This is a genomic window from Haloechinothrix alba (genome assembly GCF_900188115.1).
GTDB classification, from domain to species: Bacteria; Actinomycetota; Actinomycetes; order Mycobacteriales; family Pseudonocardiaceae; genus Haloechinothrix; species Haloechinothrix alba.
In genome coordinates this window covers 89,330-111,266 of sequence record NZ_FZNW01000008.1, presented here as the reverse complement: position 1 = coordinate 111,266, position 21,937 = coordinate 89,330, and the positions used below count along the sequence as shown (strand labels likewise).

The window sequence follows — 21,937 nt, the reverse complement described above, 5'->3', positions numbered from 1 at the left end:
CGGCGGCGAGCGAGCGCCTCGCCACCGTTCGTGCAAGTCGCCCGGCTTCCGTCGCCCACGCTCGGCCGGTGGGCCGGTACGGCCACCTGATGGGCGTCGATGCGCGGTACGGCATTGTGCCTGTCGCACGGCACAGCCGTGCCGGTATGCCGTGGCGCGTAGGTCACAGACGGAAGTGAGTATGCTCCGGGAGGGGCATTACGCTACGTTCACGTAGCGCTGAGTACACTGCTGCCGCGTCGGCGTCGCCCTGCTGGGTGGACGCGGGCCTGCCCACCGTAGAACGCTATCCAGTTCGAGGAGACCGACTCCCGTGGCACCACCGGCCGGGACCATCCGCCCTGGACGCTATCTCGCGTTCTTCCTGCTCATCCTGGTCGCGCTGTACGGCCTCGTGTTCTTCACCGGCGACCGCGAGGCGCGCCCCACCCTGGGGATCGATCTCAGCGGCGGCACCACGGTGACCATGACGGCGCGCACGCCGGATGGTTCCGAGCCGGAGCACGAGCAGCTGGAACAGGCGCGCGAGATCATCAACGAGCGCGTGGACGGCATGGGTGTCGCGGGCGCCGAGGTCGTCCGGAACGGCAACAACATCGTCATCACGGTGCCGGGTGAGGAAGGCGAGCAGGCTCGTACGCTTGGCCAGACGGCGCGCCTGGGGTTCCGCGAGGTGATCGCTCAGGTTCCCGTCGAGTCGGAGGGTATGCAGCAGCCCGACGAGCAGGAAGGGGACCAGTCGGAGTCCCCGGCGGGGGAGTCCGACGCCGAGCCTGCCGACGAACCCAGTGAAGAGCCCTCTGGCGAGCCGACTGAGGAGCCTGCCGAGGGCGGTGGCAGTACCGCCGGTGCTCCCGGTGGCGCCGCGGCCACCGGCGACGCCGGAGCGCGCCGGCAGGCGGACGACTCCGGCGAGGGGCTCGACGAGGAGACCCGCCAGGAGATCGCCGAGGCCAAGGAGGTCCGGCAGAACCCGGCCATCGGCGAGGAGGGCCCGGAGGCGCAGCAGGCGATACAGGCCGCGCTGGAGTCACTGGACTGCTCCCCGGGTGCGGTGGACCCGCTGCGCGGCAACGACGACCCCGACCTGCCCCTCGTGGCGTGCAGCAAGGATCGGGAGCCTGCTGATCCGAACGACCCGGAGGCGATCCCGCCGAGCAAGTACGTGCTGGGGCCGGTGATCCTCGAGGGCGAGCACATCAGCGACGCCAACTCCGGGTTCCGCCAGGACGGTGCCGGTCACCAGGTGACGCTCGACTTCGACAGCGAGGGCACCTCCGAGTGGGCGCAGATCACCTCGGACTTCGCCAGCGTCCCGGAGCAGAAGCAGGTCGCTTTCGTGCTCGACACCCAGGTCGTCTCGGCTCCGTCGGTGAACGAGCCGATCCCGGGGGGCAACACCCGCATCACCGGCAACTTCAGCCAGTCGGAGGCCCAGGACCTCGCGGACATCCTGCAGTACGGAGCCCTGCCGCTGTCGTTCGAGCAGTCCGACGCGCGGACGGTGTCGCCGACCCTGGGCCTGGCCTCGCTGAAGGCCGGGTTGCTCGCGGGCGCACTGGGGTTCGCGCTGGTGATCGCCTACAGCGTGCTGTACTACCGGCTGCTCGGCGTCCTGCTGGTCGCCTCACTGGGGCTGACCGCAGGCCTGATCTACCCGGTGATCGTGCTGCTGAGCAGGTGGATGGGCTACACCTTGGACCTGGCAGGCGTGGCGGGACTGATCATCGCCGTCGGTGTCACCGCGGACTCCTTCGTCGTGTACTTCGAACGGCTCAAGGACGAGATACGTGGGGGCAGGACCGTCCGCTCCGCGGTCCCGCGCGCCTGGGTACGAGCGCGAAGGACGATCCTGTCCGCCGACGCGGTGGTTTTCCTCGCCGCCGGGGTGCTGTACGTGCTCGCGGTGGGCCAGGTGAAGGGCTTCGCGTTCACCATCGGGCTGACCACGGTGCTCGATCTCGTCGTGGTGTTCATGGTGACGCACCCGCTGCTTGCGATCGCGGGCCATTGGAGGATCTTGAACAACAAGACCCTGTCCGGACTGGGCATGGTGCAGGACCTGGGCGCTGTGGCGCAGCGTCAGCGCAACGCGCGAGCGCGTGGAGTCGCACCGGCGGAGGGGACGTAACGTGAGCGAGTCATCCACCACCGAGGACGAGGCGAAACCTGCCGGCGGCGCCGCCGGGCGCAAGCGGCACGGCAAGATGGCGCAGATCTACCTGGGCACGGGCGGTTTCGAGTTCATAGAGACACGCAAGTACTGGTACATCATCGGCGCCGCCGTGATGCTGGCGTGCATCGCCACCATCGTGTTCCGGGGTTTCACACCTGGAATCGAGTTCGTCGGCGGCACCCAGATGCAGATGCCCGCCGAGGGCGCGGCAGGCGAGATCGATCCCGACGAGGCGGGCGAGGTCGTCAGCGAGGCGATCGGCGTCGAGCCCTCGGTGACGCAGCTGGTCGGCTCGGGGGATGCCGCGAGCGTCCAGCTCCGGATGGAGACCCTTACCGTCTCCGAGACCGACCAGGTGAAGTCGGCGCTGTTCGACGAGTTCCAACCCGTCGGCGTCGACGGGTCGCCGAGCGAGGTTGCCATCAGTGACAGCGCGGTCAGCGCGTCCTGGGGCGGGGAGATCACACAGAAGGCGCTGATCGCGCTCGTCGTGTTCCTCGTGCTGGTATCGGTGTTCATCGCGCTGTACTTCGAGAAATGGATGGCCGTCGCGGCACTGGTGGCGCTCGCCGTCGACCTGACGGTGACGGCGGGCGTGTACTCCATGGTCGGTTTCGAGGTCACCCCGGCCACGGTCATCGGGCTGCTGACGATCCTCGGCTACTCGCTGTACGACACCGTGGTCGTCTTCGACAAGGTCAACGAGAACACCCGTGGCCTGCTGAACCTGAGCAGGCAGACCTACGGCGAGGCGGCGAACCTCGCGAACAACCAGACGCTGATGCGGTCGATCAACACCTCCCTGACCTCGTTACTTCCGGTTCTCGGGCTGCTGCTGATCGGGGCTGGCCTGCTCGGGGCGGGGACGCTGAAGGACCTCGCGCTCGTCCAGGCGATCGGGATCACGGTCGGGACCGCGTCATCGATCTACATCGCCGTTCCGGTACTGGTCGACCTCAAGATGCGCGATCAGGAGTACCGGGACCAAGCCGCTCGGGTGTACTCCCGGCGCGGATTGGCGCGCCGCGGCGCGGGCTCCCAAGGGGACGAGGCGCCGGACACCGGTGACGACGAGGTGCTCAGCAGCGAGGTGCGTAAGGAGAAGGCGTACGCGGCCGCGGCGAGCGTGCCTGCGCGCACCCCGAAACGCTCCAAGTCGGGTGCTTCGCCCAGCGCCAAACCCGCTGGCAAGAGCTCCGGTACCCCGACGGGCAAGTCCTCGGGCAAGTCGGCAGGTCGCCCGTCGGGCAAGCGAGGGCGGTAGCCCGCGACCTCACTGACCCGCACCGACGCACACGGTCCGGACCCGGTGGCGTTACGCTGGACGTAGCGAACGCGTGAGCAGGTAGGAGGTCCGGGTGAGCCAAGACGTCGGTTCCTCGACACCTGCGGAGGAAACGACCGACCGTAGGCCGCAAGAGGCCCGTTCGGCGACCCGGCGTGTGCGTGCGCGGCTGGCCCGGCGGATCACCGGCCAGCGGGCGGGTTCGGTCAAGCAGGTGCTGGAGCCGCTTGTCTCGGTGCACAAGGAGCTGCACCCCAGCGCGGACCTCGCGCTGCTGCAGCGCGCCTACGACGTCGCCGAGGAGTTGCACCGGGACCAGCAGCGCAAGTCCGGGGACCCCTACATCACCCACCCGCTCGCGGTGGCCACGATCCTGGCTGAGCTCGGGATGGACACGATCACCCTGGTCGCCGCCCTGCTGCACGACACGGTGGAAGACACCGGCTACTCGCTGGACAGGCTCAAGGAGGACTTCGGCGAGGAGGTCGGCCAGCTGGTGGACGGGGTCACCAAGCTGGACAAGGTCAAGCTCGGTACCGCTGTCGAGGCCGAGACGATCCGCAAGATGGTCATCGCGATGGCGCGCGATCCGCGCGTGCTGGTGATCAAACTGGCGGACCGGCTGCACAACATGCGCACGATGCGGTTCCTTCCACCGGAGAAGCAGGTCCGCAAGGCGCGGGAGACGCTGGAGGTGCTGGCTCCACTCGCGCACCGCCTGGGCATGGCCACGATCAAGTGGGAGCTGGAGGACCTGGCGTTCGCGATCCTGCAGCCGAAGAAGTACGACGAGATCGTGCGGCTGGTTGCCGACCGCGCGCCTTCGCGGGACGTTTACCTGCGCTCGGTGGTCGACCAGCTCTCCGCGCAGCTGAACAACTCGCGGGTCCAGGCGACGGTGGAGGGCCGCCCCAAGCACTATTACTCGATCTACCAGAAGATGATCGTCAGGGGCAGGGACCTGGACGACATTCACGACCTCGTCGGGGTCCGGATCCTTGTGGACGAACTACGGGACTGCTACGCGGCCATGGGGGTGGTGCACGCGCTGTGGCAGCCCATGCCGGGGCGGTTCAAGGACTACATCGCGCAGCCGCGCTTCGGCGTGTACCAGTCGCTGCACACCACGGTGATCGGGCCGGACGGCAACCCGCTCGAGGTGCAGATCCGTACGCACGAGATGCACCGCACGGCGGAGTACGGCATCGCGGCGCACTGGCGGTACAAGGAGACGCGCGGTACGCACAAGGGCGACTCCGGCGTCGAGGACATGGCGTGGATGCGGCAGCTGCTGGACTGGCAGCGCGAGGCGGCCGACCCCGGTGAGTTCCTCGAGTCGCTGCGCTACGACCTGGCGACCCGGGAGATATTCGTGTTCACGCCCAAGGGCGACGTCATCACGTTGCCCGCGGGTGCCACTCCGGTGGACTTCGCCTACGCCGTGCACACCGAGGTGGGGCACCGCTGTATCGGTGCGCGGGTCAACGGCAGGCTGGTGGCGCTGGAACGCAAGCTCGACAACGGCGAGGTCGTGGAGATCTTCACGTCCAAGGCGGAGTCGGCGGGACCGAGCAGGGACTGGCTGAACTTCGTCGGCTCGCCCAAGGCGCGCGCGAAGATCCGGCAGTGGTTCGCCAAGGAACGCCGCGACGAGGCGATCGAGCAGGGCAAGGAAGCGATCACCAAGGAGATCCGCCGCGCGGGCCTTCCGATGCAGCGGCTGGTGTCCGCGGACTCGATGAGCGCGCTGGCAACGGAGCTGCGCTACGCGGACATCAGCGCGATGTACGCGGCCGTCGGCGAGGGCAAGACCAGCGCCAAGCACGTCGTGCAGCGCCTGGTCGCGTTCATCGGGGGTGTCGACGAGGCCGAGGAGGAGCTGGCGGAACGCTCCACCCCGTCGACGGTGGGCAGGCGGCGCGGCAGCAACGACGTCGGTGTGGTCGTCAAGGACGCGGGCGATGTGTGGAGCAAGCTCGCCCGGTGCTGCACACCCGTGCCCGGGGACGAGATCCTCGGGTTCGTGACCAGGAGCGGTGGCGTGAGCGTGCACCGCACGGACTGCACCAACGCCGATGACCTGCGCGGCCAGCCGGAACGGCTCGTCGAGGTGGAGTGGGCCCCGTCGGAGTCGTCGGTGTTCCTGGTCGCGATCCAGGTGGAGGCGCTGGACCGGCACCGCTTGCTTTCCGACGTTGCGAAGGTACTCGCCGACGAGAAGGTGAACATCCTGTCGGCCTCGGTGACCACGTCGTACGACAGGGTGGCTGTCAGCCGCTTCTCCTTCGAGATGGGTGATCCGAAGCACCTCGGGCACGTCCTGAAGGCGGTCCGGGGCATCGAGGGCGTCTACGACGTCTACCGGGTGACCTCCGCTTCCTGACCGGCGCGGCGGCCCGGGCATGGCGCCGGGTCGGCACGGCCACGCCCGGAAGGCACACCGTAGGCTACGGGCCATGATCGAAGGTTTCGAACTGGTGCGTGAGGGCGACCTGGCATGGCTGACGTTCACCCGGCCGGACAAGCACAACGCGATCACCCTGGAGATGTGGTCGGAGATCCCGCGGGTGGTCCGCGAGGTGGAGGACGACCCGGCGGTGAAGGTGCTGATGGTGACCGGCTCCGGCGCGAACTTCTCCGCGGGGGCCGATATCGGGGAGTTCCGTGAGCTGCGCTCCAGCGCCGAGGGAGCCGCGCGCTACGACGAGGCGGTTCAGGAGGCCGTGCGGTCGCTGTCCGAGATGGTCAAGCCGAGCGTCGCCGTGGTCCGGGGCAACTGCATCGGTGGTGGATGCCAGATCTCGGTGGCGTGTGACTTCCGGTTCGCCGCCGCCAACGCCCGGTTCGGGATCACCCCTGCGAAGCTGGGGATCGTCTACGACTACCTCTCCACCCGGCAGCTCGTGGGGCTGGTCGGCCCGGCGCAGGCACGGTACTTCCTGCTGTCCGGGCAGCTCGTCGACGCCCCGCGGGCCAGGGAGATCGGCTTGGTCAACGACACAAGCACGGATGACGAGCTGGATGGCGACGCGCGCGCCTTCGCCGCGACGCTGGGCTCGCGTTCGCAGTTCGCGGTGCGCGGGATGAACCGCATCATCACCAAGATCACCGACGGCCAGCCGGAGGCGGATGACGAGGTGGACCGTATCCGTTCGGAGGCGATCACCGGACCGGACTACGCCGAAGGCGTATCCGCCTTCCTGGAACGCCGGACCCCGCAGTTCCCGCACCGCTGATACACCGCGAGGTCGGTACCGACCCCACCCCAGGGTCGGGAGCCGAATGTCACGTCAGGCTCCCTGGACGGAACCGAGGTCACCTTCGGCTCCCCACCAGCGGGCTCGGGTGAGCGGGCTCAGGCGTCGATGGTGACGTCGGTGAACCGGACTTCGGTGTCGGGCTCGCCGGTGCCGTCCGGTCCGGGCGAGGCGACGCCGTCGCGGGCCACCGAGTCCAGCACCTCGAGCCCGGAGTCGGAGACCGTGCCGAACACGGTGTACTCCGGCGGCAGCTCCGCCTCACCGTAGACCATGAAGAACTGGCTGCCCCCGCTGTCCGGTTCGGCCGTACGCGCCATCGCCAGCAGGCCGCGCCCGTAGTGCAGCTCCTCGAAGTTCTCGTCGGGGATGGTGTAGCCGGGGCCGCCGGTACCGTCGCCGTTCGGGTCGCCGCACTGCAGCATCTGCAGTCCCGCGGTGCCCAGCCGGTGGCATGCGGTGTCGTCGTAGAAGTCCTGCTCGATGAGGTTGACGAGACTGTTGACCGTGCACGGCGCCAGCGCGCGGTCCAGCGTCAGCGGGACGTCGCCTGCGGTGCTCTCCAGGACGACGTCCACGGTCCCCTCGGCAGGTACCTCGTCGCCGTCCGGTGGGGACACCGCGCTGTCGGACTCGTCCCCACCGGTGTCGTACTCGCATGTCTGCGGGTCGGGCAGCGGGTTCGGTCGCTCGGGCACGGCAACGCGCTCGGCCGGGATCTCCAACGCCGCCTCGCCGGGGTCGCCGTCCTCCTGCTCGTCGGCAGCGGATTCGTTGCCGGATTGCTGAACGACGAAGAACAGCAGGAGCCCTGCGGCTACCACGACAGCCGTGACGGTTCCGGTGATCGCGAGGCGTTTGTTGCGCCGTTCCCGTCCGGACTGACGTAGCAGTGACCGTTCGAGTTTGCGCTTCGCTGCCGCGCGTCGTTGCTCGTTCGTCCCCACGGAGGCTCCTGGTTTCGGGTGCCCGGCCCATTCGGGGGCCGGCGGATTCGGCCTGTTCCTGCTGGTGGATTCTATTGGCGCACCCTGTGAGGCCGCAGCGGAGGTCCCAGTACGCTTGGCGGGCAGCGCACCGCATCGTATGGAGGTGAGTTCGTGCTCGTCGCCGGCTTCGCAGCAGGCGCGTTCCAGGCCAACTGTTACCTGCTGGCCACGGGCGACGGTACGGAGTGCGTCATCGTCGACCCCGGGCAGGACGCGGTCACCAGGATCGACGAGGCGTTGGCCGAGCACCGCCTCACTCCGGTCGCGGTGCTGGCCACACACGGGCACTTCGACCATGTGTACTCCGCGCGCGAGGTGGCGGACGCGCACGGCATCCCGGTCTACATTCACGGCGACGATCGGGAGCTGCTGTCGGACCCGCTCAAGGGACTCGGGCCGCAGCTGTCCGCGATGTTCGGCGGTCAGGTGCAGATGACGGAACCGGCGCGTGTCGTCGAGCTGGACGGAACACCTCTCGAGCTCGCGGGCCTGAGTATCGCGGTGGATCTCACGCCCGGCCACACGCCCGGATCGGTGATCTTTCGGCTGTCCACCGATGAAGGGGGCGAGGTGGCGTTGACCGGCGACACGTTGTTCGCCGGGGCCATCGGGCGGACCGACCTCCCTGGTGGTGACATGGCGCGGATGCAGGAGAGCCTGCGGGACACGGTGCTGTCGTTGCCGGACAGGACGGTGGTGCTGCCCGGGCACGGTACGACGAGCACCATCGGGGACGAGCGCGCGAGTAACCCGTTCCTGGCGGGGCTCACTCCGGCCCACGGTGCCGGTTCGGGTTAAGTGGAGTTGCGCGGATGAGCGATATCGACGAGGCGGGTTCCGGCGGTACGTCCGGCGGACCGGAACGTGTCACGCTGCATCGCACGACCGCGAAGGTGCGGCGGCGCCGGTTCTGGGTGGGCGCGGTGGCGGTACTGGTGCTGTCGGCGGCGTGCGGTGGTATCGCGGGACTGATCGGGGGCAGAACCGCCGGTCTGGCAGCGGCCGCAGCCGTCGGACTGCCCTTGCTGTACGTGCTCGTGTGCCAGGTCCGCAGGCGGCTGTGGCTGGAGGGGTCGACACTGATCCTGCGTACGTGCGGCTCCCGGCGGGTGGACCTGACGGGAGCCGGCCGGATCGATGTCCTCGTCACGGAGATGCGCGGCGCGCGTTCGGTCGGGTTGATGATCAACGCCCATCAGCGGCGCAGGTCGGTCCGTATCGACCTGGCGGTGTACGCAGGCGATCGCGGATGGGAGCTCGACATCCTCGCGCTGCGCAGGCTCGCGGACGCCTTGGCGAACAACACCGACGCCAACGGCATGGTCTTCACCGAACTGCTGGTTGCCCAGCTGCGCGCGGCCGCGCGGGAGGCACCGTTCGGCGAGCGCCCGCTGCATCAGCTCGCGGTGGCGGCGCCGAGCGGCAAGCTCGTGCAGCGATACCGCATGGATGCGGTCAGCAGGTTCGTTGCCTCGCTGGAATGAGCCCGGCGGGACGACGCGAGGCCCGGCAGGGGACCGCACCGGGCATCCCTGAGGGTCGGGTTCTGCGCTCACGGCCCCTGCCGGGCGTCCAGCAGCATGTCGCTGTAGGAGCGTGCCTCGAGCTGGTCCCGGCCGATGCGAAGCGCGTGCAGGTACTGCCTGCACTGGTCGAGCAGCCGATCGTGGCCACGGTCGCCGTCCCTGGAGCCGCGCCCCGTGGTCGCGAGCCGCAAGGAGGGTCGCGTCGGCGTCGGGGCAACGGGCCGTGATCTCGACGTTGAGGTGAGTCGGCACGGGACGGTTCTCGCCGACGGCCCGCTGGGCCGGGGAGGCACGCTACACGTGACGGCCGAGGTAGGACAGCAGGCGGGCCTGCTCATCAGCGTCGGGCGGGGGGTCGACCGCGGGACCACAGACTCCCTCACTGCGGATCGCGTCGCCGAACAGTTCTGTACCGGCCCAGAGCCAGGGCAGGTCCTGCGGGAACAGCCGCTCGTCCTGGCCGGTGGCGCGGGCGACATCCCAGCCGTGTACGGCGAGGTCGAAGCACAGGAAGCGGTCGATGGCTTGCGCGAACGTGGACCTGCCGAAGTAGCCGTCGAACTCGGCACCGGCGCGGGCGGGATCCTCCAGATCGGACTGGATCTGGTCACTACCCGTCGTGAAGGCACCGAGGGGGTCGTCGTCGACGCTCGGGCGCGGGCGCACGTCCCTGCCGACGAGCCCGAGGAACAGCTCGTGGTTGTCCGTGACGTGCCTGACGAGGTCGCGCACGTTCCATTCGGTGCACGGGGTCGCTGCGTTCCAGCGGTCGGGGGGTACCGCCGCGATCTTGTCGGCGAAGGCTCTGGACAGTCGGCGGTGTCGTTCGGAAACCTCGGTCATGCGGCAAGCGTATCGGCGCCTGTGCAGGTGTCTTGGACAAACGCGACGCGCTAAGCTGGGTCTCGTGGTCGAGCCGGTCGATCGGGACACCCGGGGCATCCTGTACCCGGCTGCCGGCCTGCGGCGGTTCGCGCTGACGCGCCACGAGCCGTCTCCCGCGGTGGCCCGCTTCGTGGACAGGTACTGGGAGGTGCTCTGGGACCTGCCGCCGGGGGAGCGGCACGAGCAACACGTGCTGGTGCATCCGGTGGCCAACGTCGTACTCGGGGACGGGCCGGCCGCTGTGCACGGCGTGCGGACCCGCCTGTTCACTCGTGTGCTCGAAGGGCGAGGCCGCGCGCTGGGCATCATGTTCCGTCCCGGAGGCTTCCGGGCATTGGTGCGTGCGCCGATGGTGTCATTGACCGACCGGGTGGTCCCGGCCGCCGACGTGTTCCGCACCGAGCTCCCCGAGCCCACGGCCGAGGCCGTCGACGCGTGGCTTCGCGACCTCGTGCCGGGCGACACCCAGCCGTGTGAGGACACCGTCCGGCTCGCCGAGCGTGTCGCCGGTGACTGGTCGATTCGCCGCGTGGACGAGGTCGCCGGGTTGGCCGGTACGACGGTGCGTACGCTGCAACGCCGGTTCGTCGACCACGTCGGCATCGGTCCGAAGTGGCTGATCCGCAGGTACCGGCTCTACGACGCCGCGGAGATGGCGGCGCGCGGGACAGGCGTGCACTGGGCACGGCTGGCGTCGGATCTCGGGTACTGCGACCAGGCACACCTGGTCCGCGACTTCACGGCGTCGGTGGGGACCTCGCCCGCGGCTTACGCCCGCAACTCGTGCGTGTGAGCATCCGCGCGGGTGCCGGTTCCTGCCGGTCCAGCGGTGACGATCAGCGCGGCGAGCGCGGTTGTGACGGGCACAGCGGCGACGATGCCGATGCTGCCTGCGAGCGTACGGACGATCTCCTGCGCGATGTCCTGCGAGCCGAGGATGGAGCCCATCCCGACACCGGAGATCGCCGAGTACAGCAGGACAGGAAGCGCCGCGCCCGCGTAGGCCATGACCAGCGTGTTGACCGAGGCGGCCACGTGGTCGCGACCGATGCGCAACCCGGCAGCGTACAGCTGACGCCGGCTGAGCGCGGGGTTGGCGTGGCGTAGTTCCCAAACCGCGCTGGACTGCGTGACGGTGACGTCGTCGAGAACCCCGAGCGCCCCGATCACGATCCCGGCGAGCAGGAGACCGCGGGTGTCGATCCCGCCGCCGAGCGTGCCGATCAGGGTGGACGTGGACTCGTCCAGGCCGGTCAGGTGGTTCAGCTCGGTGAAGGCAGCCGAGATGACCCCGATGAGGGTGAGGCTGACCAACGTACCGAGTATGGCCACGGAGGTCCGTGCGGACAGGCCGTGAGACAGGTACAGCGTCAGGAACATGATCACCCCTGCGCCGACGATGCCGACCAGGACGGGGTCTTGTCCGGCGAGGATCGCGGGCAGGATGAACAGCGCGATCACCACGAAGCTCAGACCGAGCCCGAGCAGCGCCCGCGCGCCCTGCCACCGTCCGAGCAGCAGCACGGCCAGCGCGAAGGCACAGGCGAGCACGAAAAGCGGGGTTCCGCGTTGGAAGTCGACCACCTGGTACGACCCGGCTTGCTCCGGCGCGGCCCCGTGGTACTCGAGCACGATCGCGTCACCGGGTGCGAACTGGGGACGCCCGGGGCCGACCGGCTCCGTCTTGGTGATCGTGCTCCCCGCCGCCGGACCTTCGGCGAGCTCGATATCGACTGCCACGCAGCCGTGTTCCGTCGGCTCGCCCCCACCGGTGTCGACCTCCACGTCGCCTTGCGGGGTACAGCTGCTCGCGGCGACGGCGACCACGTCGGCGTCGACCGGCGTCCCTGTCAGACCCTCGTTGCCGGGCAGCTCGTCTCCGAACGGGTAGAGCAGCGCCATACCGATGATCGCCGCGAGTGCGAACGGCACGAGCAGCGCGGTCAACAGGGTGCGGACGCGCGGCGGGGCAGGCGTGGCGGGCCCGTGGGCATGCGCGTGGCCGTGTCCGCCGGGATCGCCGGCTCCGTGTGCGTCCCCGTCCTGCCGCAGGCCGGTGTGTGCCGGTCCGATCCCTCCCGGGTCGGACAACCGTGGCACACGCTGGATCGGGCCGGTTTCCTCCTCGGGGGACGCCCGGCTCGGCCGTGCTCGCTCGGGTTGGTTGCCGCTCTGGTGTCGTGCCACGCGGGTAATCTTCCTGCACGCGGTAGCGGACGCGCGCAGGGGACCTACCCGTCCGCGCGCACGGCGTGGAGTGCCTGCACCGCACCGCGTTTCACCGGCTGCCGTGCGGCGGCGTGTTCAGTGCCCCAGGACCCGCTCCAGATCGCCGCGCACCGACGTCAGGTACATCTCCACGGTCGCGGTGTCGTAGCCGCTTCCGGGGGTGTCGGTGGTGGCCAGCTGGTGGTTCTCGAGGTCGTGCGCGGTGAGGTCGGGCGGTTGGCCGCCTGCGATCTGGCGGTAGGCGTGTTCGATGTGCCCGATGAGCGTGTCGACAGCCGCCACGTCGTAGCCGGCCGTTCCCGCCCGGGCAGCGGGAAAGTACGGGCGGTGGAACGCCGGCTCCGGGCCCTCCGCCTGACCGCGTGGCGCGCCGGTACCGGACTCCGCCGCTTCCGTGCGCGTGCCGGTTCGTGCGGCGGCGCGCAGGATTGCTCCGATGAGCGTGAACAGCGCGCCGACACCGCCCACGATCAGCGGTGCGAGCCACCTGTGCGCCCACGAGTCGACCGCGGCGTCCGAGGGGTCGTCCGGGTCGTAGTTGACGGTAACCTCGTCGCCGACCTCGGTGCCCTCCTGCGAGCCGGTACAGATGCCGGACTCGTGACTGAACAGCTCACCGTCCACCGTGTACTCGACTGTCGGGCAGTACGTGGTTGTGGTGCGGTTCTGCCCGTCGGTGTCGCGTGTCCGGGTGGTGCGCTCGGTGACCTCCACGACGGTCGCCACGGTGCTCTCGGTGCGGCCGGCCGAGGCGCGGTCGAGCACGATCGCCACGACGACGGCGGTGAGGACGAGGGCGGCACCGAGCCCGATGAGCAGTAGCGGCACGAACCGTCGGGTCTTGCCGGACAGGGGGCGTATGGTGCCGGCCCGGTAGCTCATGCCGCGCAGTGTCGCATGTCTCGTGCCGCGTGTCGGAGCTGGACGTGAGGTCGAACTTGTGTTCGAATAGGTGCGTGCGCTGGGAACAGTTGAGAGAAGGTATCGACAACGGAGCGTTGCTGGAGCTCAGTGAAGTTCGGCAACCGGTCGACAGGGGAACGGGCAGGGCGGGGCTCGGCACCCCTGGATCGGGCCCTGTCGTCTCCGGTGACGACTCCGATGCTGTCGCGGTGGAGATTCGCGCGCGGTCGATCATCAATCGCGTGCCGGGGGAGTCCGCGGTGCCGTTTCGCTGGACGGTGAACCCGTACCGCGGTTGCAGCCACGCCTGCGTCTACTGCCTGTCGGGGGATACGCCCATCCTCATGGCAGACGGCCGGACCAAACGCTTGTCCTCGATCCGCGTCGGCGACCGCGTCTACGGGACGCGACGGGTCGGCGACCACCGGCGTTACACCGCGACACCGGTGCTGGCGCACTGGGCAACGGTGGACCGTGCGTACCGGGTCACGCTCGCGGACGGCACCACTCTCGTCGCGGGCGGCGATCACCGGTTTCTGACCACCAGCGGGTGGAAGCACGTCACAGGTGCCAAGGCCGGCCGCCAGGCGCGTGGGCACCTCGTCGAGGGCGACACCCTGCTCGGTACCGGCGGGTACGCGCGCGGCCCCGAGGACACCGAAACCTACCGGCAGGGTTACCTGTGCGGGGTTGTCGACGGTGATGGTGTACTCGGCGAGTGCGGCCGTACCCGCACGGGACGCTCGGTGAATGACGAGTGGGGTTACCGGTTCCGCCTCGCCCCGGACGAGCACGAGGCGTTGAGCCGCGCGGCACGGTATCTTTCCTCGTTCGGCGTGCGTACCGATCGGTTGGACGTGGCCGCGGCTACGGTCGACCGGCGAGCGGTATCGAGCTCGCGGCGTGTCGCGCCCGCTCGCGTCCGTGAGCTCGCGAGCCTGCCTGTCGCGCCGTGCGACGAGTGGCGTAAGGGGTTTCTCGCGGGGATCTTCGACTCCGAGGGCAGCTGTTCGGGTGGAGTGGTGCGGGTCTCGAGTACCGACGACGAGATCATCACCGAGGTCTGTCTCGGTCTGAAACGCTTCGGCTTCGACTACATCGTTGAGGAGTGCGCCGGCCGGCCGTCCATGCGGGTGGTTCGGCTCACCGGCGGGCTCCGGGAGCGGCTGCGCTTCTTCCACACGACGGATCCGGCGATCATCGGTGGGCGAGGCATCGACGATGTCGCGATCGAGCCGGAGGCTCGACTCGACATCGTCTCGATCGCGGATACGGGGCAGGAGCGCGCACTCTACGACATCACCACAGGCACCGGGGACTTCCTCGCCGACGGCGTGGTGAGCCACAACTGCTTCGCGCGCCGCACGCACGAGTACCTGGACCTGGACTCGGGGCACGACTTCGACACCAAGATCATGGTGAAGGTCAATGCCGGGGAGCTGGTGCGCAAGGAGCTCGCGCACCCTCGGTGGTGCGGCGAGCCGATCGCGATGGGCACCAACACCGACCCGTATCAGCGCGCCGAGGGACGGTACCGGCTCATGCCGCAGATCATCGGGGCGCTTCGTGACTTCGCCAACCCGTTGTCCATCCTGACCAAGGGCAGCCTGATCCTGCGAGATGCCGAGCTGATCGCCGAGGCCGCGCGACAGGCTCCGGTGTCTCTCGCCGTCTCGGTCGGCTCGCTGGACGAGCAGGTATGGCGGTCGGTGGAGCCGGGAACGCCGCGTCCCCAGCGGCGGTTGGATGTCGTGCGCCGGTTCGCCGACCTGGGGATCGGCTGTTCGGTGTTGATGGCGCCGATCCTGCCGGGCCTGACCGATACCGAGGAGCAGATCGAGGCGACCGTCGCCGGGATCGCGGCCGCCGGAGCCACCGGAGTGACCCCGATCGTGCTGCACCTGCGTCCCGGTGCGCGGGAGTGGTACTTCGCCTGGCTCGCCCGCTGGTACCCGGGGCTGTACGACTACTACGCGCAGCTCTACCGGCGCGGGGCGTACGCGCCGAAGAGCTATCAGGAAACGGTCACGGCACGGGTTCGGCGAGCCGCGCACCGGTACGGACTGCGGGGACACGGGGGTGGTCGCGCGCAGGACGGCGCCGAACGGCCGGAGCGCGTGGATCCGGGCACCGGCGAGCAGCTGACGTTGCTGTGACGGGATGGTGGTGTACCGCCGCGAGTCAGGGGTGCTGCGATGAGGCCTCGGGGCCGGAATGGCCGTACGACTGGCCGGGTGGCATCTCCTGCTTCTCGTCGGCGGAGGCCTGGCGGGGCGAGGGCAGGGGCCCGCTCCCGCTTCCGGAGAGGCCGCTGTCCAAGCGTCCGGGCTCGTGGGTGACGAGCCTGGTCAGAATCGTGTCGACCTGCGTGGCGAGGGAGCCCGTATCGGCGTACTTGAGGATCAAGGCATGCGCCTTGAGCTCGGTGAGGTACTGATCGAGGCGCGTGAGCTGCCCGGAGTCCAGGGATGCCCAGTCGACGGGCCGCGCGCAGCGCAGCACGCTGACCGGCTTACCTGCCGCGGAGATCCGGTTGATCTCCTCAACGGTACCCGACTCGGCGTCGGGGGTGGGCGCGCCGAGCCGTGTCCACAGCACCGCGATCGCCAGGTCGACCGTCTCGACCAGTTGCTCGTTCACGATCTCCTGGGGCGGGGCGCCGAAGGCAGCCGCGGCGTGCTCGCTCCACTGCACGGGGATCACGATCGACCCGAACCGTTCACCGAGCAGGACGTTCCAACGTGTGATGGCAGCCTGGATGGCGCGGATGTCGTCGAGTTCGATATCCGCGGGGCAGGAGATCAGTGCCCGAAACACCATCGCATGATGTGCCATATTCCGATTATGCCAGCGGGTGTTGCTATACGACGTCGGTTGATTGCGTGCTGTAAAAGAAGACACTTGTGGGTGATGAGTTGATGGCAATTTTGTGACGAGTTTATTACGGGAAGTAATCGCTGTCCGGGACGTGTGCCGCGCGAGGTCGTGCGGTGGCCGGACGCCGGACCTGGTCAGCGGTTCGTTAGCCTTAGCTGGACCGTCCGGCCGAACTTCGTAACGAGAGTGAGCAGCTCAGTGCTTCGAACTCATGACGCGGGCACCCTGCGTGCCGAGCACACCAGTCAGACCGTCAGCCTGGCCGGGTGGGTAGCGCGTCGGCGCGATCACGGCGGCGTGATCTTCATCGATCTGCGTGATGCCTCCGGGGTCGCGCAGGTCGTGTTCCGCGAGGGTGAGATGGCAGAACGCGCGCACGACCTGCGCGCCGAGTACTGCGTGCGGGTCACCGGTGAGGTCTCCGTGCGTCCCGAGGGGAACGAGAACCCGGAGATCGCGACGGGTGCGATCGAGGTACTCGCCACCGAACTCGAGGTGCTGGCCGAGTCGGATGCGCTCCCGTTCCCGATCGACGACCGGCTGGAGGTCGGCGAGGAGGTGCGGTTGCGGCACCGCTACCTCGACCTGCGGCGCGGCGGTCCGGCGAGCGCGATGCGGCTGCGTAGCGAGGTCAACCGTGCCGCGCGGGAAGTGCTGCACGACCGGGAGTTCGTCGAGGTCGAGACCCCCACGATGACGCGGTCCACCCCCGAGGGCGCCCGCGACTTCGTGATCCCGGCCCGCTTGAAGCCTGGCTCGTGGTATGCCCTGCCACAGTCGCCCCAGCTGTTCAAGCAGTTGCTGATGGTGGGCGGGATCGAACGGTACTTCCAGATCGCGCGTTGCTACCGGGACGAGGACTTCCGGGCTGACCGGCAGCCCGAGTTCACCCAGCTCGACATCGAGATGAGCTTCGTGGAACAGGATGACGTGATCGCGCTGTCCGAAGAGGTCATCGCCGCGCTGTGGCGCCTGATCGGGCACGAGGTCACCACGCCGATCCCGCGGATCAGCTACGCCGAGGCGATGGCGAAGTACGGCACGGACAAACCGGACCTGCGCTTCGGCGTGCAGCTGACCGACCTGACGAGTTTCTTCGAGGCGACACCCTTCCGCGTGTTCCAGGCGCCGTACGTCGGTGCGGTCGTGATGGAGGGTGGGGCGAGCCAGCCTCGCCGCCAGCTCGATGCCTGGCAGGACTGGGCCAAGCAGCGTGGCGCGAAGGGTCTGGCCTATGTGCTCGTCGGCGAGGACGGAACGCTCAGCGGGCCTGTCGCGAAGAACCTGGCCGAGCACGAGCGGGCGGGGCTCGCCGATGCGGTCGGTGCCGGACCGGGTGACTGCGTGTTCTTCGCTGCCGGGCAGCCCTCCGAGGCGCGCGGCCTGCTCGCGGCCGTGCGCGGCGAGATCGGGCGGATGCTCGACCTCATCGGTGAGAACGAGTGGTCGTTCGTGTGGGTGGTCGACGCACCGCTGTTCGAACCGGCGGGGCAGACCGACGACGTGGCCGTGGGCACGGGCGAGTGGACGGCGGTGCACCACGCCTTCACCGCGCCGACGCCGGAGTGGGAGGACAAGTTCGACTCGGATCCGGGCAACGCCCTCTCGGCGGCGTACGACATCGTGTGCAACGGTCACGAGATCGGCGGGGGGTCGATCCGTATTCACCGGCCGGACGTGCAGCGGCGGGTGCTGGACCTGATGGGGATCTCCGCTGAGGAGGCGCAGGAGAAGTTCGGGTTCCTGCTGGATGCCCTGCAGTACGGGGCGCCACCGCACGGTGGGATCGCCTTCGGGTGGGACCGCATCGTGATGCTGCTCGCCGGAGCCGAGTCGCTGCGCGATGTCATCGCCTTCCCCAAGACCGGTGGCGGCTACGACCCGCTCACCGGGGCGCCCACACCGATCACCGCCGAGCAGCGCAAGGAGACCGGCGTGGACGCCACCCCCAAAGGCTCGGCACCCCACGCAGGGACATCCAAGCCCGCCCCCGAGGAGTAACCCGCACACCCCTGCGGGTAGGAGCCGAAGGTGACACCGGATTCCTAGAGGGCGCCCGATGTCACGTTCGGCTCCCACCGCGCAGGCTCGGGGCGCGTTCGGCCGCCGAGTCGACGCCGTGGCCCGAGTCCAGCTCGGCGGCCAGCTCGTTCGCCCAGCCCAGCAAGTCGGAAACGGCGAGGCCGTGCGGCGCGCTCACAGCGTGCGGCTGGATGTTCTCCGTGCCACGCCGGAGCAACCGGGCGCCGCCGACGAGGTTGCCGCGCGCGGCATGCGTGAGTCCGACAGCAAGCTGCGCAAGGCCCTTCCACAGCATGGGGTCCGGGTCGAGCCCCGATTTCCAGGCGTCCTCGAACACCTCGTGCGCGTGGAACGGCATACCCGCGTCGAGCAGCCGCTGCGCGTCGTCGACGGCCTGGTCGGGCGAGCGCTCGACCCCCTCAGGCTGGCGTTCGACACCCTCCGAGCCGTAGGGCAGCGGGCGGCCCAGTCCGTCCCTGGGGCGGGAGTTGTGTGCCCGGCCCTCCTCGTCACGGTCACGATCCACCGACGTCGGGCGCTCCATCGCTCGGCACCTCCGCGCGCGTAGTCTTCGACAACGTAACGGTATCGCTTCATACCTGCGGCTGCCGGTAGCTGGTCTCGCCGACTCCGTCGCTAGTAGGCTGCGTTGCGATGAGCGTGCACACCTCCTCCGCCGGGGACGAGCGCGCCGGCAACGGAGCCGCCGCCGATAAACTGGGGGCAGTAGTCGCTGCCGGTGAGTCCGTGCTGGCACAGCGATTCGGCGCGCAGATCACGCTGATCGATCCCGAGGACCTGCACGGCAGCGGACCGGCCTCCGTGGTGCGCGCGAAGGTGGACTCCTCGCCGTTCGAACTGCCCCGCACACTCGTGATCAAGCACTATCCTGGGGAGCTCGACGAGCAACCGGACCCGTTCGCGACCGAGTCGGCCAGCTACCAGCTGTTCACCGCACTCTCGCCGGAGGACCGGGTATGCCCGGAACTGATCGCGCACGACGGCTCCCGGCGCGTGCTGGTACTGGAAGACCTGGGTATCGCCCCGACACTCGAAGCAAGGCTCACCGAGCACGACTCGCGTACCGCGGAGCGCACACTGCTGTCCTGGGCCCGCACCCTTGGCCGGATGCACGCGACGACGGCAGGGCGGGAACCCGACTTCAACGCGCTGTTGCGGCGGCTCGGCGCCAAGACCGACCAGCAGGGCGAGGCCTTGCCGGTCACGTGCGACCGGCTCACCCGGCTGCTGCGCGAGCACCTGCTCGTGGACACCCCGGACCAGGTCATCAAGCGCGTGCACCGCGCAGCCACGTGGGTCACCTCGCAGGAGTACCGCGCGTTCTCGCCAACGGACCTGTCCCCGGAGAACAATCTCGTCACCGATGACGGCGTGCGGTTCCTGGATTTCGAGCACGGGTGCATGCGTAACGCGCTGGTCGATGTCGCGCACCTGCGGGCGCCGTTCGCGTTCTGGGAGGGCGCGCTGGCACTGCCTCCCGGTATGAGCGAGGCGATGGTCGCGGCGTGGAGCGCCGAGGTTACCGGCGTGTGGCCGGGCCTTGACGATCACGAGGCGCTTGCCGAGGGGCTGCTGGACAGCCAGCTCATCTGTGTGTGGTCGCAGAGCGTGCGGGTACTTCCCGAACTGCTCGAGGATCCGGTGTCCGCCGGGACGCAACGCCCGGCGGCCGTGCGGTGGTGCTGGCAGGAGCTGGCAAAGCAGGCACGCCAGCTCGGGCTCGCGGGCATCGCCGAGCACGCCGAGCTGGTGGCGCAGGCGTTGGACGACCGGTTCGGCCCGGGGATCGAGCTCGGCCTGTACCCCGCTTTCCACTGAGCACACACGCAGAAGCCTCACGTCTCACCCGGGCGGGTGAGACAGTATGTAGTCTGTCCGGGTTGTGGCGGATGTAACGAATTGCCGTGTGAGTCCTACCTATACAGGTAGAGGGAATTCACGGTGCCCGGCACGGATCCCTACACCCGCCTGCGGCGAGACCTACAGTTACGTGAGGAACCGGTGTATGTCACTTCGGAAAAGGCTGCTCTGCGGGGGCGCCGCGATCCTGGTCGGGGCCGCGGTGTTGACCCCGACGACGACCGCGACGGCCGATACCGCACTACCCAGACCGGTCACGGCCGGTGGACTCCCGACCCCGCAGACCGACGGGATCGTGTTCGACGTCGAGATCGTCGGGGACACCGTCTATGCGGGTGGGCGGTTCGACCATGCCCGGCCCGCTGGGGCCGCGCCCGGCGAGCACGAGGTGCCGCGCCGCAACCTGATGGCGTTCGACCTGCACACCGGCGAACTGCTGGACTGGGGTCCCACCGCATTCGGCAGCGAGTTCTCCTCGGGAGACTCCGGGTTGAGTTCCTGGTGCCGGGAGACCGGAACCGACAGGTGGATCTGCGACTCGGTCTTTCGAATCGAGACGGACCCTGCCGGCGAGCGCATCTACGTGGCCGGTGACTTCGATCGGATGGACGGCGCGTGGCGGTCCCGCATCGCAGCGTTCGACGCCGACTCGGGGGAGTTGACCGCGTTCGACCCACCTCCGACCAACCGGCGCGTGCGGGCGCTGTCGGTCGTTGACGACGCCGTGTACTTCGGCGGCGGGTTCACCAGCGTCGGCGGCACGTCCCGCACCCGGCTGGCCGCTGTCGACCACGACGGCAACCTGCTCGACTGGGCACCGACGGCCAACCGTGAAGTGTGGGCGGTACTGGCAAGGCCCGACCTGGACCGCGTGCTCATCGGTGGTGGATTCGACGAGGTCAACGGCTCCACGAAGCGCAGCATGGCCGCGGTCGATGCCACGAGCGGCGACAGCGTCGCCTGGCAGGCGCAACCGCCCGCCGGGACACCGATCGTGACCGACATCGTCTCGGACGGATCCGGCACCGCATGGATCAGTGCGCTGGATTTCCGGCACGGCGGTGGTCAGCAACGCTTCGAGGGCCGTATGTCGGTGGACATCTCCAGCGGTACGGAGCACTGGTGGGATGGCTGCCTTGGTGACTCGATGCGCATGGCGGTCACCGACGAGGTGCTCTACAGCGTGACCCACGCGCACGACTGCTGGGCGGTCGAGGCGATCCCGGAGCGGGGTGCCGACTTCCGGTACTTCCGCATGCTTGCCCAGACCAAGGAGGCCGTACGTACCGCACCCCGCGACTACACGCTCGTCAGCGCGGGTGATCCGATTCCCGAGATCCTGCCGTGGTTTCCCAATACCAACGCCGGCAAGTCCGACACGCTCATCAACAACGGCACATGGGCCATCGACGCGACCGAGGACTACGTCGTGGTCGGCGGCGATTTCACCGCGGTCAACACGCACTCCCGTGACAGTCACCAGCAACAGTCGCTGACCCGCTTCGCCGCTCGCGGGGTGGACGGCGCGCGGAACAACGGTCCCCAGTGGCCGTTCCGTGCTCCGGAGCTCGACAGCGTCGACGGCGGCGTGAAGCTGACCTGGCCGGCCATCTGGAACGCGCAGAACGGCGAGATGCGCTACGCGGTGATGCGGGCGGGCACGCCGGAACCCATCCACGTCACGGACCCGGTCCCCGCTCGGCCGTGGTACGGGCCCGAGCCGTGGGAGCGCGAGGTGATGAGCTACATCGACACCGACGCGAGCTCGGGTACGTACTGGATACGGGCGATCGACGCCGATGGTGAACGCGTCGGATCGTCGTCGGCGACGATCGGCTAGACGCGGGTCGCGCGCGGGCAAGTCCCACCGCGTCGAAGGGACGAACGTCACATCCCGACGCGGTGGG

General features: G+C 69.1%; 18 protein-coding genes. 11 read left to right on the top strand and 7 right to left on the bottom strand.

The genetic code is table 11. The features are described from left to right. The first annotated feature begins 313 nt into the window (after window positions 1-313). The 4 genes from secD (at window position 314) to CHB84_RS09395 (ending at window position 6,697) form a co-directional block, all read left to right on the top strand. Window positions 314-2,131: a protein translocase subunit SecD gene (gene secD / locus CHB84_RS09410; protein WP_089301158.1), complete on the top strand. Its 1,818-nt coding sequence runs from the start codon at window positions 314-316 to the stop codon at window positions 2,129-2,131. Window positions 2,132-2,207: 76 nt separating this feature from the next. Next, the gene (secF, locus tag CHB84_RS09405) at window positions 2,208-3,440 is read left to right on the top strand and encodes a protein translocase subunit SecF (protein WP_217898508.1); all 1,233 of its coding nucleotides are present in this window, start codon (window positions 2,208-2,210) and stop codon (window positions 3,438-3,440) included. A 94-nt stretch (window positions 3,441-3,534) separates the two neighbouring features. Next, window positions 3,535-5,844: a RelA/SpoT family protein gene (locus CHB84_RS09400; protein ID WP_089301156.1), complete on the top strand. Its 2,310-nt coding sequence runs from the start codon at window positions 3,535-3,537 to the stop codon at window positions 5,842-5,844. A 73-nt stretch (window positions 5,845-5,917) separates the two neighbouring features. Continuing rightward, on the top strand, window positions 5,918-6,697 hold the full coding sequence (locus CHB84_RS09395; protein WP_089301155.1) for an enoyl-CoA hydratase/isomerase family protein: 780 nt from the start codon (window positions 5,918-5,920) through the stop codon (window positions 6,695-6,697). 119 nt (window positions 6,698-6,816) lie between these two features. Here CHB84_RS09395 and CHB84_RS09390 read toward each other — a convergent pair whose 3' ends face one another. Next, window positions 6,817-7,665: a peptidylprolyl isomerase gene (locus tag CHB84_RS09390; protein WP_089301154.1), complete on the bottom strand. Its 849-nt coding sequence runs from the start codon at window positions 7,663-7,665 to the stop codon at window positions 6,817-6,819. A 153-nt stretch (window positions 7,666-7,818) separates the two neighbouring features. Between CHB84_RS09390 and CHB84_RS09385 the strand changes: the two genes are divergently transcribed. Beyond that, window positions 7,819-8,505, top strand: coding sequence for an MBL fold metallo-hydrolase (locus CHB84_RS09385; RefSeq protein WP_089301153.1), 687 nt, complete (start codon window positions 7,819-7,821; stop codon window positions 8,503-8,505). 14 nt (window positions 8,506-8,519) lie between these two features. Beyond that, the gene (locus CHB84_RS09380; protein WP_089301152.1) at window positions 8,520-9,191 is read left to right on the top strand and encodes a hypothetical protein; all 672 of its coding nucleotides are present in this window, start codon (window positions 8,520-8,522) and stop codon (window positions 9,189-9,191) included. Window positions 9,192-9,259: 68 nt separating this feature from the next. Here the strand turns inward: CHB84_RS09380 and CHB84_RS22855 are convergent, their stop codons facing one another. Together CHB84_RS22855 and CHB84_RS09375 are read right to left on the bottom strand one after the other, a co-directional pair. Further along, window positions 9,260-9,424 carry a hypothetical protein gene (locus CHB84_RS22855; protein WP_176439883.1) on the bottom strand — a complete coding sequence of 55 codons (165 nt, stop codon included), beginning with the start codon at window positions 9,422-9,424 and terminating at the stop codon, window positions 9,260-9,262. A 103-nt stretch (window positions 9,425-9,527) separates the two neighbouring features. Continuing rightward, entirely contained in the window at window positions 9,528-10,076 is a 549-nt protein-coding gene (locus CHB84_RS09375) for a TIGR03086 family metal-binding protein (protein ID WP_089301151.1), read from the bottom strand. Between the two features lie 64 nt (window positions 10,077-10,140). Here CHB84_RS09375 and CHB84_RS09370 point away from each other — a divergent pair, with 64 nt between their 5' ends. Further along, on the top strand, window positions 10,141-10,911 hold the full coding sequence (locus CHB84_RS09370) for a helix-turn-helix domain-containing protein (protein WP_089301150.1): 771 nt from the start codon (window positions 10,141-10,143) through the stop codon (window positions 10,909-10,911). Here the strand turns inward: CHB84_RS09370 and CHB84_RS09365 are convergent. Then, a complete protein-coding gene (locus CHB84_RS09365; RefSeq protein ID WP_089301149.1) occupies window positions 10,887-12,305 on the bottom strand; it encodes a YibE/F family protein in 1,419 nt (472 codons plus the stop codon). The two genes, CHB84_RS09370 and CHB84_RS09365, sit on opposite strands and share 25 nt — an antisense overlap. A gap of 117 nt (window positions 12,306-12,422) precedes the next feature. After that, window positions 12,423-13,229, bottom strand: a complete 807-nt coding sequence (locus CHB84_RS09360) for a DUF3592 domain-containing protein (RefSeq protein ID WP_089301148.1) — start codon at window positions 13,227-13,229, stop codon at window positions 12,423-12,425. A gap of 74 nt (window positions 13,230-13,303) precedes the next feature. Here CHB84_RS09360 and CHB84_RS22850 point away from each other — a divergent pair, with 74 nt between their 5' ends. Further along, window positions 13,304-15,406 carry an intein-containing Rv2578c family radical SAM protein gene (locus CHB84_RS22850; protein WP_089301147.1) on the top strand — a complete coding sequence of 701 codons (2,103 nt, stop codon included), beginning with the start codon at window positions 13,304-13,306 and terminating at the stop codon, window positions 15,404-15,406. Between the two features lie 25 nt (window positions 15,407-15,431). Here CHB84_RS22850 and CHB84_RS09350 read toward each other — a convergent pair whose 3' ends face one another. Beyond that, window positions 15,432-16,085 (bottom strand): hypothetical protein, encoded by a 654-nt coding sequence (locus CHB84_RS09350; protein WP_141134631.1) that lies wholly within the window; start codon window positions 16,083-16,085, stop codon window positions 15,432-15,434. A gap of 240 nt (window positions 16,086-16,325) precedes the next feature. Between CHB84_RS09350 and aspS the strand changes: the two genes are divergently transcribed. Then, window positions 16,326-18,128 carry an aspartate--tRNA ligase gene (gene aspS / locus CHB84_RS09345; protein WP_089301145.1) on the top strand — a complete coding sequence of 601 codons (1,803 nt, stop codon included), beginning with the start codon at window positions 16,326-16,328 and terminating at the stop codon, window positions 18,126-18,128. Window positions 18,129-18,189: 61 nt separating this feature from the next. On the opposite strand, the gene CHB84_RS09340 is transcribed toward aspS, so the two are convergent. Beyond that, window positions 18,190-18,693: a DUF309 domain-containing protein gene (locus CHB84_RS09340; RefSeq protein ID WP_089301144.1), complete on the bottom strand. Its 504-nt coding sequence runs from the start codon at window positions 18,691-18,693 to the stop codon at window positions 18,190-18,192. A gap of 110 nt (window positions 18,694-18,803) precedes the next feature. Here CHB84_RS09340 and CHB84_RS09335 point away from each other — a divergent pair, with 110 nt between their 5' ends. Next, a complete protein-coding gene (locus CHB84_RS09335; RefSeq protein ID WP_089301143.1) occupies window positions 18,804-19,988 on the top strand; it encodes a phosphotransferase in 1,185 nt (394 codons plus the stop codon). A 187-nt stretch (window positions 19,989-20,175) separates the two neighbouring features. Beyond that, entirely contained in the window at window positions 20,176-21,870 is a 1,695-nt protein-coding gene (locus CHB84_RS09330) for a PQQ-binding-like beta-propeller repeat protein (protein WP_089301142.1), read from the top strand. Window positions 21,871-21,937: the final 67 nt, after the last annotated feature.

What these genes read in the sequence shown, in the direction of transcription:
- CHB84_RS09360 (WP_089301148.1), bottom strand. Translation starts at nt 13,229, where the DNA reads ATGAGCTACCGGGCCGGCACCATACGCCCCCTGTCCGGCAAGACCCGA.
- CHB84_RS09330 (WP_089301142.1), top strand. Translation starts at nt 20,176, where the DNA reads ATGTCACTTCGGAAAAGGCTGCTCTGCGGGGGCGCCGCGATCCTGGTC.
- CHB84_RS09335 (WP_089301143.1), top strand. Translation starts at nt 18,804, where the DNA reads ATGAGCGTGCACACCTCCTCCGCCGGGGACGAGCGCGCCGGCAACGGA.
- CHB84_RS09375 (WP_089301151.1), bottom strand. Translation starts at nt 10,076, where the DNA reads ATGACCGAGGTTTCCGAACGACACCGCCGACTGTCCAGAGCCTTCGCC.
- CHB84_RS09350 (WP_141134631.1), bottom strand. Translation starts at nt 16,085, where the DNA reads ATGGCACATCATGCGATGGTGTTTCGGGCACTGATCTCCTGCCCCGCG.
- CHB84_RS09380 (WP_089301152.1), top strand. Translation starts at nt 8,520, where the DNA reads ATGAGCGATATCGACGAGGCGGGTTCCGGCGGTACGTCCGGCGGACCG.
- CHB84_RS09340 (WP_089301144.1), bottom strand. Translation starts at nt 18,693, where the DNA reads ATGGAGCGCCCGACGTCGGTGGATCGTGACCGTGACGAGGAGGGCCGG.
- CHB84_RS09395 (WP_089301155.1), top strand. Translation starts at nt 5,918, where the DNA reads ATGATCGAAGGTTTCGAACTGGTGCGTGAGGGCGACCTGGCATGGCTG.
- secF (WP_217898508.1), top strand. Translation starts at nt 2,208, where the DNA reads ATGGCGCAGATCTACCTGGGCACGGGCGGTTTCGAGTTCATAGAGACA.